The following is a 14480-nucleotide window of genomic DNA, read 5'->3' as shown; positions in this document are numbered from 1 at the left end:
GTCTCGTAGTCGGCGCCGCCGGCCTCCAGGCCCGCGCCGCGCTTGACCGCGGAGTCGATGTTCTTGTTCGGCACCGAGCTCTTCTTCGCCTTCTCCGGAAGCGCAGCGCGTAGGCCAGGGACTTCTTGCCCTCGCCCACCTGCTCGCCGGTGAACACGTCGAACAGCCGCAGCGCTTCGAGGAGGTCGCCCGCGCCGGAGCGCAGCGCCGCCTCCACCTCCGCCGCCGGGACCGACGCGTCCACGATCAGCGCGACGTCCTGGGTGGCGACCGGGAAGGTGGAGATCCGCGGAGCCTGGACGGCGCCCGAGCCGGCCCGCTCGACCCGGTCCAGGTCGATCTCCATCGCACCGGTGCGCTCCGGAAGGCCGAGCGCCTTGGTGACGCGCGGGTGCAGCTCACCGGCGTTGCCGACGAGCACCTCCTCGCCGTCGATCAGCGCGAGCAGCGCCGCGCAGCGGCCCGGGTGGAAGGGCGCGTGCTGGTCCTGGCGCACGATCAGCTCGACACCCGCCTCACGCGCCACGGTGCGGCCCGCCTCGACGGCGTCCGCCCAGGTCGCCGGGCGGCCCTTGCCCCACCAGCCGTCCTGCTCGCGGGCCCCGGCGAACACCGCCGCGACGCGGCGCGGCTGCTCGGGCAGCGCGGCGTCCAGCGCGGCGATCTCCTCGTCGCTCGGGCGGCGGTCGACGGGCAGCCGTACGGACGGCTTCTCGTCGCCGGTCGGCCGGAAGACCAGGCCGGTCTCGAAGAGCGCGAGATCGTGCGAGCCGCGGCCGTCGTTGCGGCGCAGCGCGCCGAGCAGGCCCGGCAGCAGCGTCGTACGGAGCAGCGGCTCCTCGTCCGAGAGCGGGTTGACCAGCCGCACGGCCCGGCGGCGCGGGTCGTCGTCCTCGATGCCGAGCTGGTCGAGCACCGTCTCGCCGATGAACGGGTAGTTCAGCGCCTCGACGTAGCCGGCGCCGGCCAGCGCGCGGCCGACCCGGCGGTGCAGCCGCTGACGCTCCGTCAGACCTCGCCCGGCGGGCGGCTTCGGCAGCGTGGCGGGCAGGTTCTCGTAGCCCTCCAGGCGGATGACCTCTTCGGCGAGGTCGTTGGGGTCGGTCAGGTCGGGCCGCCAGGACGGCACCGTCACGACCAGCTCGTCCTGGCCGTACACGTCGCAGCCCACCTGCTGGAGGCGGCGTACGACGGTCTCGCGGCCGTACGTGACGCCCGCGACGCGGTCCGGGTGGTCCGCGCTCACGGTGATCGTGCGCGGCCCGCTGGGCGAGACGACCTCGGTGACGCCGGCCTCGGCGGTGCCGCCCGCGAGCAGCACCAGCAGGTCGACGGTGCGCTGCGCCGCGGCGGACGCGGCCTGCGGGTCCACACCGCGCTCGAAGCGCTTGGACGCCTCGGAGGTCAGCTTGTGGCGGCGGGCCGTGCGGGCGATGGAGACCGCGTCGAAGTGCGCGGCCTCGACCACGACCTCGGTGGTGCCGTTGACCAGGCCGGTCTCCGGGTCGGCCACCGCGTCGGCGATCTCGGTGTTGGCGCCGCCCATCACACCCGCGAGGCCGATCGGGCCGCGGTTGTCGGTGATGACGAGGTCACCGGCGTCCAGGACGCGCTGGGTGCCGTCCAGGGTCGTCAGCTTCTCGCCGGGCTCCGCGCGGCGCACCCCGATCGCGCCGTCCACCCGGGACCGGTCGTAGGCGTGCAGCGGCTGGCCGAGCTCCAGCATCACGTAGTTGGTGACGTCCACGGCGAGCGAGATCGGGCGCATGCCGGCCTTCTGCAGGCGACGCTGGAGCCAGATCGGGGAGCGCGCCTCCGGGTCGAGACCGACGACCGTACGGGCCGTGAAGCGGTCGCAGCCCATCGGGTCGGCGACCTTGACCGGGTAGCCGAAGGAGTTCGGCGGCGGCACGTCCAGCAGCGCGGGGTCGCGCAGCGGCAGGCCGTAGGCGATGGCGGCCTCGCGGGCGATGCCGCGCAGGGACAGGCAGTCGCCGCGGTTGGCGGTGACGGCGATGTCCAGCACCTCGTCGACGAGCTGGAGCAGCTCGATGGCGTCGGTGCCGGGCTCGTACTCCGGGGGCAGCACGATGATGCCGCCCGGACCTCCCCCAGACTCCGTCTGGGGGGACCCCCAGTCGCCCATGCCCAGCTCGTCGCCCGAGCAGATCATGCCGTGCGAGACCTTGCCGTACGTCTTCCGCGCGGCGATCTTGAAGTCGCCGGGCAGGGTGGCGCCGGGGAGGACCACGACGACCTTGTCGCCGACCGCGAAGTTGCGGGCGCCGCAGACGATCTCCTGCGGCTCACCGGTGCCGTTGGCCTGGCCGACGTCGACCGTGCAGAAGCGGATCGGCTTCTTGAAGCCCTCCAGCTCCTCGATGGTCAGCACCTTGCCGACGACCAGGGGGCCTTCCAGACCGGCGCCCAGTTGCTCGACGGTCTCGACCTCCAGACCGGTGGCGACGAGTTTGGCCTGTACGTCCCGGCCGGACTCGCCGTCCGGCAGGTCGACGTACTCCCGCAGCCAAGAAAGCGGGACCCGCATCAGATCTCCATCCCGAAAGGCCGGGTGAACCGGACGTCACCCTCGACCATGTCTCGCATGTCCTCGACGTTGTGGCGGAACATCAGCATCCGTTCGATGCCGAACCCGAAGGCGAATCCGCTGTACTTCTCCGGGTCGACGCCGCAGGCGACCAGCACCCGCGGGTTGACCATGCCGCAGCCGCCCAGCTCGATCCAGCCCTCGCTGGAGCAGGTGCGGCACGGGCGCTCCGGGTCGCCGACGGAGGCGCCGCGGCAGACGTAGCAGACCATGTCCATCTCGGCGGACGGCTCGGTGAACGGGAAGTAGTTCGGCCGCAGCCGGGTCTGCATGCCCTCGCCGAAGAGCGCCCTGACCATGTGGTCCAGGGTGCCCTTGAGGTCCGCCATGGTCAGGCCCTCGTCGATGGCGAGCAGCTCGACCTGGGAGAACACCGGGGTGTGGGTGGCGTCCAGCTCGTCGGTGCGGTAGACGCGGCCGGGGCAGACCACGTACAGCGGCGGCTCGCGGTCGAGCATCGACCGGATCTGCACGGGCGAGGTGTGGGTGCGCAGCACCACCCCGGACTGGTCGGCGCCGGTCGCGGCGTTCTCCACGAAGAACGTGTCGTGCGTGGTGCGGGCCGGGTGGTCGGGCGAGAGGTTCAGGGCGTCGAAGTTCAGCCACTCCGACTCGACCTCGGGGCCCTCGGCGACCTCGTAGCCCATGGCCACGAAGACGTCCTCGATCCGCTCGGAGAGGGTGGTGAGCGGGTGCCGGGCGCCCGCGCGGGCGCGGTCGTACGGCAGTGTGACGTCCACCGCCTCCTCGACCAGCACCCGGGCGTCGCGCTCCGCCTCCAGCTCTTCCTGGCGCTTCTTGAGCGCCTGGCTCACCTGGCCGCGGGCCTGGCCGACACGCTTGCCGGCCTCGGCCTTGGCCTGCGGCGGCAGCGCGCCGATCTCGCGGTTGGCCAGCGCCAGCGGCGAGGTGCCGCCGGTCTGCGCGACCTTCACCTCGTGGAGCGCCTGGAGGTCACCGGCGGCGGCGATGGCGGCGAGCGCCTCGTCCCGCATGCGGGCGATCTCTTCCGGTTTCAGGGCCTCGACCTCGACAGGGTCGTACGACTTATTGGGTGCGGACATCTCTTCCCGTGCTTCCGATGGGCTTGGCGCGCGGCTTGCCCCCGACGTGTGCAGTGCCAAAGGTGCCAAAGGTGCAGTCTACGGGGCAGGGCGGCCGCGCCTCATCCGAGCCCCGACGGGGGTGGGCCCGCCGGGCGCCGCTCAGGCCATGAAGGCCGGGGTCCCGACGGGCAGGATAAATCGGAACAGGGCGCCGCCGGCGGGCGCGCGGCCGACCGTGACGGTGCCGCCGTGGGCCTCGACGATGCCCTTGACGATGTAGAGGCCCAGGCCGGTGCCGCCGCGTTTGCTGCCCCGCCAGAAGCGGGTGAAGACGCGGCTCATCGACTCCTCGGGGATGCCGGGGCCCTCGTCGCTCACGGTGACGCTCGTCCCTTCCGCTCCGGAGCCGCTCGGTGCCGGCCCCACCTCGATGGTGACGGTTCCCTCACCGTGGCGCACCGCGTTTTCCAGCAGGTTGCCCAGCACCTGGTCGACCTTGTCCGGGTCCGCCCACAGATCGGGCAGCGGCCCGGTCGTGCGGATCAGGAAACGGTCGGGCAGGTGCCCCGCCGTCGCCTGTGCCTCGACGTGCCGGCGCACGGCGGCGGCCATGTCCACCCGCTGGCGGCGCACCTCCAGCCGGCCCGAGTCGATGCGGGAGATGTCCAGCAGCTCGGCGATGAGCCGGGTGACGCGGTTGGCGTCCGCGTCCACGGTCTCCAGCATCAGGCGCTTCTGGTCGTCGGTGAAGCGCTCCCACTTCTGGAGCAGAGTGGCGGTGAAGCCCTTCACCGAGGTCAGCGGCGAGCGCAGCTCGTGGGCGACGGTGGCGATCAGCTCGGCGTGGCTCAGTTCGGTGCGGCGCCGCGCCTCGGTGCCGCGCAGTGCGACGACCAGCCGCCGGACGGGGCCGGTGGGGTGGCTGCGGACGTACCGCGCGGAGACCAGCACCTCACGGCCGCCGAGCAGCAGGTTGCGCTCCGGCTGGCCGCTGCGGATCGCCAGTCCCCCGTACGGGTCGGTCAGCTGCCACCAGCGGCGGCCCTCGATGTCCTGGAGCGGCAGGGCCTTCTCCAGCGGCCGGCCCAGCGCGTCGTGCGGGTCGATGGCGGTGATCCGGGCCGCGGCGGCGTTGAAGCAGACGACGCGGCCGCGCTCGTCGGCGACGACCAGGCCGTCGGGCAGGTCGTCCGGGTGGAGCCCGGCACCGGAAGGATCAGTCCCCAGGGGTACGGTGCCGCCGTCCGGACAGGGTTCGGCGGCGACCGTCGTACCGGATGCCCTCGTACCCATCCCCGCTACCCCCTTCCGGTCCCCCCGGGCACGCAACCCTACTAGCCGCGCGAGGCGGAGCGGCACCCTCCGGTGGTGCGCTGGGCGCGGGCCGAGGCGTACAGGCAGACGGCGGCGGCCGTGGCCAGGTTGAGGCTCTCGGCCTTGCCGTGGATGGGGACGCGCACCACGGCGTCCGCCAGTGCGCGGGTCTCCGCCGGCAGTCCCCACGCCTCGTTGCCGAACACCCAGGCGGTGGGGCCGCTCATGGTGCCCGCGTCCAGCTCGGCGTCCAGGTCGTCGGCGCCCGCGCCGTCGGCCGCCACGATGCGTACGCCGGCGTCCCGCAGCCCACCGACCACCCGTTCGACCGGTACGCCCACGGCGACCGGGAGGTGGAAGAGCGAGCCGACCGAGGCACGTACGGACTTCGGGTTGTAGAGGTCCACGGAGGCGTCGGTCAGGACGACCGCGTCGGCGCCCGCGGCGTCCGCGCAGCGCAGCACCGTACCGGCGTTGCCGGGGTCGCGTACGTTGGCGAGCACCGCGACCAGCTTCGGCCGGGCGGCCAGGATCTCCTCGAAGGGCGAGTCCAGGAACCGGCAGACGCCGAGCAGGCCCTGCGGGGTGACGGTCTGGGACAGCTCCGCGATCGTCGCGTCGTCGGCGAAGCGGACCGGTACACCGGCCGCCCGCACCGCGTCGACGATCTCCGCGTGCCGCTCGGCGGCCTCCGGGGTGGCGAACAGCTCGACGAGCGTGCGCTCGCCGCCGGAGCGGTGCTCGACGGCTTCCCGTACGGCCTGCGGGCCCTCGGCGATGAACCGGCGCTCCTTGCCGCGGAAGTTGCGGCGGGCCAGCCGCCGGGCGGCGGCGACGCGTGCGGAACGCGGGGAGATCAACTCGGGGGTGCCCATGGGCGGCGGCTCACTTCTTCGGGTGGGTGGGGGCGTGCAGAAAGCGGCGGACCCGCAGGCCGGGGCCTGCGGGTCCGTGACAAACGTGCCTCAGGCCGGTTCAGGCGGCCTTCGGGGCGTTGACGTCGCTCGGCAGCGCCTTCTGGGCCACCTCGACCAGCGCGGCGAACGCGTTGGAGTCGTTGACCGCGAGCTCGGCCAGGATCTTGCGGTCCACCTCGATGTTGGCGGCCTTCAGACCCTGCACGAAGCGGTTGTAGGTCATGCCGTTGGCGCGGGCAGCGGCGTTGATGCGCTGGATCCACAGCTGACGGAAGTCGCCCTTGCGCTTCTTGCGGTCGTTGTAGTTGTAGACGAGGGAGTGGGTGACCTGCTCCTTCGCCTTGCGGTAGAGGCGGGAACGCTGGCCGCGGTAGCCGCTGGCCTGCTCGAGGATCGCCCGGCGCTTCTTGTGGGCGTTGACTGCCCGCTTGACGCGTGCCACTTGTTAACTCCTTGTAGCGGGGCCGTGGTGGTCGTCACACGGCCCGAATCGAATGGGTCCCGGTCCGGGTCCTGTGCCACGCCCTGGGGGCGGGGCGGACAGGACTTACTTGCCGAGAAGCTTCTTGATCTTCGCGGCGTCGCCCGGGGCCATCTCGGCGTTGCCGGTGAGGCGACGCGTCACGCGGGACGACTTGTGCTCGAGCAGGTGGCGCTTGCCGGCGCGCTCCCGCATCACCTTGCCGGAGCCGGTGATCTTGAAGCGCTTGCTGGCACCGCTGTGCGTCTTGTTCTTCGGCATGCGCCGTTCTCTCCTCTTGGATGGCGCCCCCACCGGCCCGGGGACCGGCGCCCGGGGGCGTCAGATGTATCGGTTGCTGTCCGTCCGGGGCGACCCCGGCGCGGTCCGGGGCTCGCGCCCTGGATCACGCCTCGGCGGGCTCCTCGACGTCCTGCTCCGGGGCAGGACCCTGGCGCTCCGCCTTGCGGGCGGCCTGCGCCTCGCGGGCCTCGGCCATCGCCTCGGTCTTCTTCTTGTGCGGACCGAGGACCATGATCATGTTGCGGCCGTCCTGCTTGGGGTTCGACTCGATGAACCCCAGGTCCTGGACATCCTCCGCGAGGCGCTGCAGCAGCCGGAAGCCCAGCTCGGGACGGGACTGCTCGCGACCACGGAACATGATCGTGATCTTGACCTTGTCACCCTGCTTGAGGAACCGGACGACGTGACCCTTCTTGGTGTCGTAGTCGTGCGGGTCGATCTTCGGCCGGAGCTTCATCTCCTTGATGACCGTGTGCGCCTGGTTCTTGCGCGCCTCACGGGCCTTCATGGCCGACTCGTACTTGAACTTCCCGTAGTCCATGAGCTTGCAGACCGGCGGACGGGCGTTCGCCGCCACCTCGACCAGGTCGAGGTCGTACTCCTGCGCAAGCTCCAGGGCCTTGGCAAGCGGCACGATGCCGACCTGCTCGCCACTGGGACCGACGAGTCGCACCTCAGGGACGCGAATCCGGTCGTTGATGCGGGGCTCGGCGCTGATGGATCCTCCTCGGTAGCACCACGCGACGGCCTGGCGGACTGCCGCGTAACGTCTGTTTCGATGTGACCAACCGCGCCGGAGAACGAAAAACGCCCCGGACGGGACACAGGCGGGGCTCCTCAATGGATCAGGAGCACCGCCGCGATGTCATCGCGGGGCGCAGCCGGACCGTTGACCCGCCGACCGTGAGGTCGGTTCGGGTGGGAGATCGGAGCCTCCACTTGTGGGTCGGGCACATCAGTGCTCGACCGGTCGGATTCCCAGAATACACGAGCCGCGGAGCGGACCCCACTCGTGTGCGGGGCGGGCCTCCCTCGTGTGCGGGATGAGCCGCCCTCTTGTACGGGGCGGGCCGGGGCCGCGCGCGGGCGGGGCCTAAGGTTGGGCAGACCCCTGAGCAGGAAGTGAAGCGCGAGCCATGAGTGACCAGACCCCGCAGCAGCCCGGACCGGCGGAGCCGGGCGGCCCCGCCGCCCCCGCGAACCCGGACTTCGACGCCATGACCCGCGACATCGCGGACGTACCGGCCGTCGAGGTGATCACCACGGTGGCCGTGCACCTGATGTCCTCGGCGGCGGTCAACCTCGGGCTCGCCGAGGAGGGCAGCGAGCACAAGGACCTGGACGAGGCCCGCAAGCTCATCCAGGCGCTGGCCGGGCTGGTCACGGCCAGCGCGACCGAGATCGGCTCGTACCATGCCGCTCCGCTGCGGGACGGGCTGAAGTCGCTGCAGCTCGCCTTCCGCGAGGCGTCGCTGGTGCCGGACGAGCCGGGGCAGGGGCCCGGGGAGAAGTTCACGGGGCCGGTGTACGGGTAGCCCGCAGGGCGGACGGAAGGGCCGCTCCCGGCTTCGGTGCCGGGGGCGGCCCTTCATGTGCGTCGGGACGGTGGGCCGATCGTTCAGACCGCGGACCGTTCGTCCGCGACCAGCTTCGGTTCGTTCGGCGGGTGGGTGATCTGGTGCACCACCGCGGCCAGCGCGCCGCCGATCATGGGCGCCACGATGAACAGCCACAGTTGCGACAGCGCGCCGCCGCCCGCGAACAGGGCCGGGCCGATGCTGCGGGCCGGGTTCACCGACGTCCCCGTGAGCGGGATGCCGACCAGGTGCACGACTGCCAGCGCCAGGCCGATCGGCAGGCCGTCGAAGCCGACCACCGCCACCCGGTGCGTCACCGCGAGCACCACGAACACCAGCAGGAACGTCAGCACGATCTCGGCCACGAAGGCGCCGCCGAGATTGATGTGCACGGCCGAGCGGTCACCCCACCCGTTGGACCCGAACGCCTCGCTGGTCTTCAGGCCCGGCACCTGCTTGGCGACCAGGAACAGCAGCGCGGCACCGACGATGCCGCCCAGCAACTGGGCGATCCAGTACTCGACCGCCGTACGGGGGGTGATGCGGCGCGCCAGCAGCATGCCGAGCGTCACCGCCGGGTTGACGTGGCTGCCGGAGATCGGGCCGAGCGCGTACGCCAGGGCCAACAGGGTGAAGCCGAATGCCAGGGCGATGCCGAAGGTTCCGATGTACTCGCCGGCCAGCACCGCGGAGCCGACGGCGAAGAACACCAGGAGCAACGTCCCGAGGAACTCGGATACGACCGTGCGGGTCTCCGTTGTCGTCTCCATGGGGCCTCCTCGCGCGGATCTTGCTCTCTCCTTCGCATTGTGCGGCCGGTCACGGGGTTCCGCCTGTTGGCGGGAGGCCGGAGGCCCGCGGTCCAGGTCGTCAGCGGGTGAAGAAGGCTCCGGCGGTGTCGGCTCCGGGCGGCAGCAGGGCCAGGTCGAGGCCGCGTACGAGCCGGGAGCGCAGCGTCTCGTCGGCGGCCAGCGCCTCGGCCAGCCGCTGCGCGACGGCGGCGGGCGCGGCCTCCGGGGCGAGCCCGAGGGCCAGGGTGGCGTCGGCCTCCGCCGACGGGTCCAGGCGGGCGGCCAGGACGTCCGGCTCGGCGGCCAGCAGGGCGCGGAGCGCGTCCGTGACGGCCGGGTCCTCGCGCGGGTCGCTGCTCTCCCGGCCCTCCGCGAGGGCGCGCAGCGCGGCGCCGGTGAGCTGGTACGTCGCCGGACCCGCCAGGTCGACGACGATCGTGTCCGCCTTCTCGTGGGCGGCGGCCAGCAGGGCCTGCCGCATCGGCACGGCCACCGGGCGGGCGTCCGGGCGCCAGCGGTGCAGCGTCTCCATGGACGTGAAGGCGGGCAGCGCGCGGCGGCCGCCGGGGGCCTGCAGCGTCGGCACGGCCATGTCGCTGGTCTTCTCCCGCTTCAGACCGTCCGGGCCGGTCTCCACCTCGCCGAGGACGGCGACGACCGGGACGAGGAGCCGGGCCCGGCTCAGCAGGGGCAGGAGCCGAGCCTCAGTGGCGGCGGCCCGGTCCGGGGCATGGGCCGCGACCGCGGCCGCGTGGGCCGCCAGGGCGGCCGCGAGTTCCGGGTCGGCGGTGCCGTCGTCGTCGGAGAAGTCCGAGGTGGGGATGTTCTTGAGCACGCTCTTGAGCGTAGCGGGGGGCCCTTTGGGCCCGGGGTTCGGGCCGGGTGGTCCCGGTCCGCTTCCGGGTGCGGGTCCGTTCGCGCCCTGCGGGGCGCCCCTCGGGGCGCGGGTTTCCGGGACGCCGGTGCCGGATTGCTTTCGAATGCGGGTCCGTTGCGCTTGCGGGGCGCTCCTTGGGACGCGGGTTTCCGGGGCACCGGTGCCGGTTCGCTGCCGGGTGCGGGTCCGTTGTGCCTGCGGCGGGCGGGGGCCGCTGCGCGGGGCTGTCAAAGTTCGGGGGCGGGTCTGCGCGGCAGGCCGCTCCGGCCCGCCCCCTTCCGTGGGAAGGGTGGGGAGGAAGGTCGTGGGGAGGTGAGGTGAGTGGCTGGGTGCGGCGCCGTTTCGGCTGGGACCGGTTCGGTGGGTTGCCGGGTGCAGCGGTGTCCGTGGCTGAGGCCCCGGTCAGGTGCGCTTGCGCCAGAAGAAGATGGCGGAGGCGGTGATCAAGGCTGTGCCGGTGATCGTCGCTGTCCACGGGAGCCACCCGGCGTCGTCGGTCCCCGGGGCGGCGGTGGGGCCGGTGCCGAAGTACTGCTCGGGGTGGGTGGCCGGTTCGGGCTTCTGGGGTGTGGGCTTGAGGGTGGCGGCTTCCTCTATGGCGGCTGCCGGGTCGACCAGGCCGGCGCCCAGTTCGTCGTTGCGGCCGCCCTCAGGGGCGTCCTGGGCGGTGTCGGTGAGGAGTTTCTTGATCTGGGCGGGGCTGAGGTCCGGGTGGGCGGCGCGGACGAGTGCCACCGCGCCGGAGACGAAGGCGGACGCGGCGCTGGTGCCCCAGCCCTCGTAGTACTTGCGGTCCGGGTTGGCGATGACGACGCCGACGCCGGGCGCGCAGACGGTGGCGTACCAGCGGCGGGTGGAGAAGTCGGCGCGGGAGCCCCACTGGTCGACGGCGGTCACCGCGATCACGCCGGGGTAGGCGGCGGGGTAGGAGACGTGGTCCCCGTCCTTGCCGCCGTTGCCGGCCGAGGCGATGACCGGGACGCCCTTGCCCAGGGCGTACTGGATGGCGGCGTCCTCGCGGGGTTCGGGGTGCGCGGAGCGGCTGTCGTCGCCGAGGGAGAGGTTGATGACGTCGGCGCCGTGGTCGGTGGCCCAGCGGATGCCGTCGGCGAGGGCGCCGGCGCGTTCGGTGCGGGCGCGCCGACGTTGCGGGTCGCTGTCTTCGAGGATCACGCGGACGGGGAGGATTTTCGCCTCGGGGGCGACGCCGACGACGCCGTCGGCCCGGTCGGCGCCGTGGCCGTGGCCCGCGATGATGCCGGACATGGCGGTGCCGTGCTCGGCCCAGGAACTGTCGCCGGGGCTCGCTCCGAAGCCGACCAGGTCGTTGGCGGGCAGGACCTGGCCCTGAAGGTCGGGGTGGTCGGCGTCGACACCCGTGTCCAGGACGGCGACGGTGATGCCGTCGCCCTTGGTGGTCTCCCATGCCTTCTCGGCGTGCAGGGCGTTCAGCGCCCATTCCTGGGCGCGTATGCCGTCGGCGTGGGCGGGCAGGGTGGGCAGCACGGTCAGCGCGGCGGCGGACAGGGTGACGCCGACGGCGCGCAGCAGGGGCCTCCTGGTCATTGCGGCTCCGTGGTTCCCTTGGCGGCCTGCTTGCGGAAGGTCTGCTCGATCCGTTCGCTGACGGCCTTGGCGTCGTGGCCCAGTCCGGCTTCGGCGGGGGCGGTGGTGGCACCGGCGCGGGTGGCTTCGGCGGCGGGCTGCGGGTCGTCGACGGTACGGCCGTCGGCGAAGCCGGAGACGGCGTAGACGACGACGGGCAGATCGTCGAGGACGCGGATGCTCCAGCTTGCGCGCTGGGCGGGCCCGAAGTCGGCGGCGGGGGTGCCCTTGGCGGCGTACGGGCCGGGCATCAGGTCCGTACGGGTGTCGAGGTGCTCCTTGGCGAAGCGGCGGCGCAGGTCCTGCATGGCGGTGCGGTCGGCCTTGGTGGCGACGGCGCCGACGGTGACGAGGTTGGTGCGGGTGACGTCGACGTAGGTGGCGCGTACCAGGCGGTGGCAGCCCACCGGGGCGAGTGCCTTGGCCAGCAGTGGGTCGAAGGCGCCCGCGCAGCCGCTGTCGGGGGCGACGGCGGCCCGGATCCAGGTGCGGTCGGCGCCGCCGGGGCCGGTGCCCACGCCGTTCAGGGTGCGGGGGAAGAGCGTGTCGACGGGGGCGCTGTGCCAGACCTCGCGGCCCTGGGCGAAGACCGCTTCGGCGGCGGGGCTGCCGCCCGTGTCGTCGGCGAGCCAGGTGCCGGCGGTGGCTCCCGCCACGAGGCCGAGGCCCAGTACGAGTCCGGCGGCGGCGAGCGCGGAGCGCCGGGAGAGCCTGGCGCGGCAGGCCGGGGCCGGTGGCAGGGGCGGGCCGGAGAGCGGGGTTCCGGTGGGGGGCGGTGCGGCCCCGGCCGGGGGCTGGGTGGGGCGTGGCGGGGTGTTCGGGTGCGCTTCGGCGGCGCCGGGGCCGTTCCAGAACGCTTCGCTGTTGGCGAGGTGGAAGGCGGCGGTGTCGCGGGGTGTGGCGGAACGGTCCGCCGGGGCCTGGGCGGGGACCGGAGGGGGCGTGGGCGCCGGGTCCGTACGGGGCGGGGCGGGGGCAGGCGTGGGCGCGGCGTCCGTACGGGCCGGAGCCGGGGCGTGGGTGGGCAGCGGTGGGATGCCGACGGGGGGCGGGGGGTCCGCGGATGCGAGGGGCGCCGCCGGGGCCGCGGGGCGGGGCGGGGCCGCTGCCGGAGTCGCGGGGCGGGGCGGGGCCGTGGCGGGCGCGGCGGGCGGCATGGGGCCGGGGCCGGGCTCGGCGGGCCGTTCCGGCGGGACCGGGCGCAGGACGGCGGTCTGCGGGTCCTCGGTGGGCGGTGCCGGTACCCGGGGCGGGGTGCGGGGAAGGCGAGACGCGTCGGCGAAGTCGGCTTCGGTGCTCACCCGCGCTCCCCCTCGCGCCTGTGTTCCACCGGCCCGACCGGCAATCGGGGCAGGGTGGTTCGTATCCGGACATCACACCGCTGACCTGCTGGTTGCGGCGTCCGCCACTCTACGGGCTGGCGCCGCCGGTGCTCCAACTCGTCCGCCGTGGCCGGACGTCCGGCGCCCGGTCTGTCGTGTTCCCTCCCCCTACCCACCCGTAGCCTGTTCTGGCAGGCTGCGGGCCATGTCCCGGTACTCGTGCGACGCAGTTGGTGACAGGGCCCGCCTCGACCGGGCCACCGCCGGTCTCGACGCGCCGCTGGCCGTCGTCGATCTGGGGGCGTTCGACGCCAATGCCGACGATCTGGTGCGGCGTGCCCAGGGCAAGCCGGTGCGGGTGGCGAGCAAGTCGGTGCGCTGCCGGGCCCTGCTGGAGCGGGCACTGGCGCGGGACGGCTTCGCGGGGATCATGAGTTTCACACTGGCCGAGTCGCTGTGGCTGGCCCGGTCGGGATTCGAGGACGTCCTGCTGGCGTATCCGTCGGCGGACCGGGCGGGGTTCGGGGAACTCACCGCCGGTCCGAAGTTGGCCGGCGCGGTGACCGTACTGGTCGACGACGTGGCGCAACTGGAGCTGATCGACGCGGCCCGGCCCGCGGGGGGCGGCGAGGAGGTGCGGGTGTGCCTGGAGTGGGACACCGCCTACCGGCCGCTGGGCGGCCGGGTGCGGGTGGGCGCCCGGCGTTCACCGTTGAGCCGCCCCGAGCAGGTGGCCGCGCTGGCCCGTGCGGTGACGCGCCGCCCGGGGTTCCGGGTGGTGGGCCTGATGGCGTACGAGGGGCATGTGGCGGGTGTGGGTGACGCGGTGCCCGGACATCCGCTGCGCTCACAGGCCGTGCGGGCGATGCAGACGGCGGCGCGCCGGGACCTCGCGCGGCGGCGCTGGGAGGTGGTGCGCGCGGTGCGGGCCGAGGCGCCGGACCTGGAGTTCGTCAACGGCGGCGGTACGGGCAGCGTGCAGCACACGGCGGCGGAGGCGGCGGTGACCGAGGTCGCGGCGGGGTCGGGGCTGTACGTGCCGCGGCTGTTCGACAACTACCGGTCGTTCTCGGGCCGTCCGGCGGCGCTGTTCGCGCAGCCGGTGGTGCGGCGGCCGGGGGACGGTGTCGTGACCGTGCTGGGCGGCGGCTATCCGGCGTCCGGAGTCGCGGGGCGGGACCGGTCGCCGGTGCCGTATCTGCCCGAGGGGCTGCGCTACGACCCGCAGGAGGAGGCCGGGGAGGTGCAGACGCCGCTGCTGGGGCCGGCCACGGGCGTGCTGCGGCTCGGCGACAAGGTGTGGTTCCGGCACGCGAAGGCCGGTGAGCTGTGCGAGCGGTTCGCCGAGCTGCACCTGGTCGAAGGGGACCGGGTGGTGGCGACGGTGCCGACGTATCGCGGGGAGGGCCGCACCTTCCTGTAGGGCCTGTCGTCACATGCGCGTCGTTCGCCCGTAGAGCGGCCGCGCGGCGTCTGGTGCACTCCGCTTCGCTACGTCTCGGCTCTTTCGTCCGTACTTCGGAAGCCGAGCCGATCGCAAGGCGCCGGGGCACCGTCGACGGGGGTCCCCGTTATGTTTTCCGCGGTCCTGCAAGAGGGCCGCTGGCCTCCGGGCCCGGCATGACTGTGTCCCCCTGTCGAACGGATGACCTGGGGGGTG

Annotated in this window: 12 protein-coding genes and 2 pseudogenes; 2 read left to right on the top strand and 12 right to left on the bottom strand. The window is 73.5% G+C overall.

What is annotated here, in order from left to right:
- From AB0A97_RS41200 to infC, 8 genes and pseudogenes are all read right to left on the bottom strand, one after another.
- Window positions 1-104: pseudogene (locus AB0A97_RS41200) on the bottom strand (YebC/PmpR family DNA-binding transcriptional regulator); the annotation flags it as partial.
- Window positions 95-2548, bottom strand: a pseudogene (pheT, locus tag AB0A97_RS41195) (phenylalanine--tRNA ligase subunit beta); the annotation flags it as partial. The pseudogenes AB0A97_RS41200 and pheT, both read right to left, overlap by 10 nt.
- The gene (pheS, locus tag AB0A97_RS41190; protein ID WP_361161116.1) at window positions 2548-3672 is read right to left on the bottom strand and encodes a phenylalanine--tRNA ligase subunit alpha; all 1125 of its coding nucleotides are present in this window, start codon (window positions 3670-3672) and stop codon (window positions 2548-2550) included. The pseudogene pheT and the gene pheS, both read right to left, overlap by 1 nt.
- 141 nt (window positions 3673-3813) lie before the next feature.
- Window positions 3814-4947, bottom strand: a complete 1134-nt coding sequence (locus AB0A97_RS41185; protein ID WP_361161113.1) for an ATP-binding protein — start codon at window positions 4945-4947, stop codon at window positions 3814-3816.
- 41 nt (window positions 4948-4988) lie between these two features.
- Entirely contained in the window at window positions 4989-5843 is an 855-nt protein-coding gene (locus AB0A97_RS41180) for an RNA methyltransferase (RefSeq protein ID WP_361161110.1), read from the bottom strand.
- A gap of 100 nt (window positions 5844-5943) precedes the next feature.
- Window positions 5944-6327, bottom strand: coding sequence for a 50S ribosomal protein L20 (rplT, locus tag AB0A97_RS41175; protein WP_030017690.1), 384 nt, complete (start codon window positions 6325-6327; stop codon window positions 5944-5946).
- A 105-nt stretch (window positions 6328-6432) separates the two neighbouring features.
- Window positions 6433-6627 (bottom strand): 50S ribosomal protein L35, encoded by a 195-nt coding sequence (gene rpmI, locus AB0A97_RS41170; RefSeq protein ID WP_361161105.1) that lies wholly within the window; start codon window positions 6625-6627, stop codon window positions 6433-6435.
- Between the two features lie 124 nt (window positions 6628-6751).
- The gene (infC, locus tag AB0A97_RS41165) at window positions 6752-7366 is read right to left on the bottom strand and encodes a translation initiation factor IF-3 (protein WP_125049771.1); all 615 of its coding nucleotides are present in this window, start codon (window positions 7364-7366) and stop codon (window positions 6752-6754) included.
- Window positions 7367-7784: 418 nt separating this feature from the next.
- Here infC and AB0A97_RS41160 point away from each other — a divergent pair, with 418 nt between their 5' ends.
- Window positions 7785-8183: a DUF1844 domain-containing protein gene (locus tag AB0A97_RS41160; RefSeq protein WP_125057285.1), complete on the top strand. Its 399-nt coding sequence runs from the start codon at window positions 7785-7787 to the stop codon at window positions 8181-8183.
- Between the two features lie 83 nt (window positions 8184-8266).
- Here the strand turns inward: AB0A97_RS41160 and AB0A97_RS41155 are convergent, their stop codons facing one another.
- From AB0A97_RS41155 to AB0A97_RS41140, 4 genes are all read right to left on the bottom strand, one after another.
- Complete coding sequence (locus tag AB0A97_RS41155; protein ID WP_361161102.1) at window positions 8267-8995, bottom strand: MIP family channel protein; 729 nt, start codon at window positions 8993-8995, stop codon at window positions 8267-8269.
- A 100-nt stretch (window positions 8996-9095) separates the two neighbouring features.
- Window positions 9096-9851 (bottom strand): SseB family protein, encoded by a 756-nt coding sequence (locus AB0A97_RS41150; protein ID WP_361161099.1) that lies wholly within the window; start codon window positions 9849-9851, stop codon window positions 9096-9098.
- A 444-nt stretch (window positions 9852-10295) separates the two neighbouring features.
- Window positions 10296-11459 (bottom strand): type VII secretion-associated serine protease mycosin, encoded by a 1164-nt coding sequence (gene mycP / locus AB0A97_RS41145; protein ID WP_361161096.1) that lies wholly within the window; start codon window positions 11457-11459, stop codon window positions 10296-10298.
- On the bottom strand, window positions 11456-12799 hold the full coding sequence (locus AB0A97_RS41140) for a hypothetical protein (RefSeq protein ID WP_361161093.1): 1344 nt from the start codon (window positions 12797-12799) through the stop codon (window positions 11456-11458). Before AB0A97_RS41140 ends, mycP begins: the two co-directional genes overlap by 4 nt.
- Window positions 12800-13025: 226 nt before the next feature.
- Between AB0A97_RS41140 and AB0A97_RS41135 the strand changes: the two genes are divergently transcribed.
- Window positions 13026-14243: an amino acid deaminase/aldolase gene (locus AB0A97_RS41135; RefSeq protein WP_361161090.1), complete on the top strand. Its 1218-nt coding sequence runs from the start codon at window positions 13026-13028 to the stop codon at window positions 14241-14243.
- Window positions 14244-14480 lie beyond the last annotated feature (237 nt).

Origin of the sequence: Streptomyces sp. NPDC045470 (genome assembly GCF_040646595.1) — a bacterium.
Taxonomy (GTDB): Bacteria; Actinomycetota; Actinomycetes; order Streptomycetales; family Streptomycetaceae; genus Streptomyces.
This window is presented reverse-complemented; position numbering and strand designations above follow the sequence as displayed.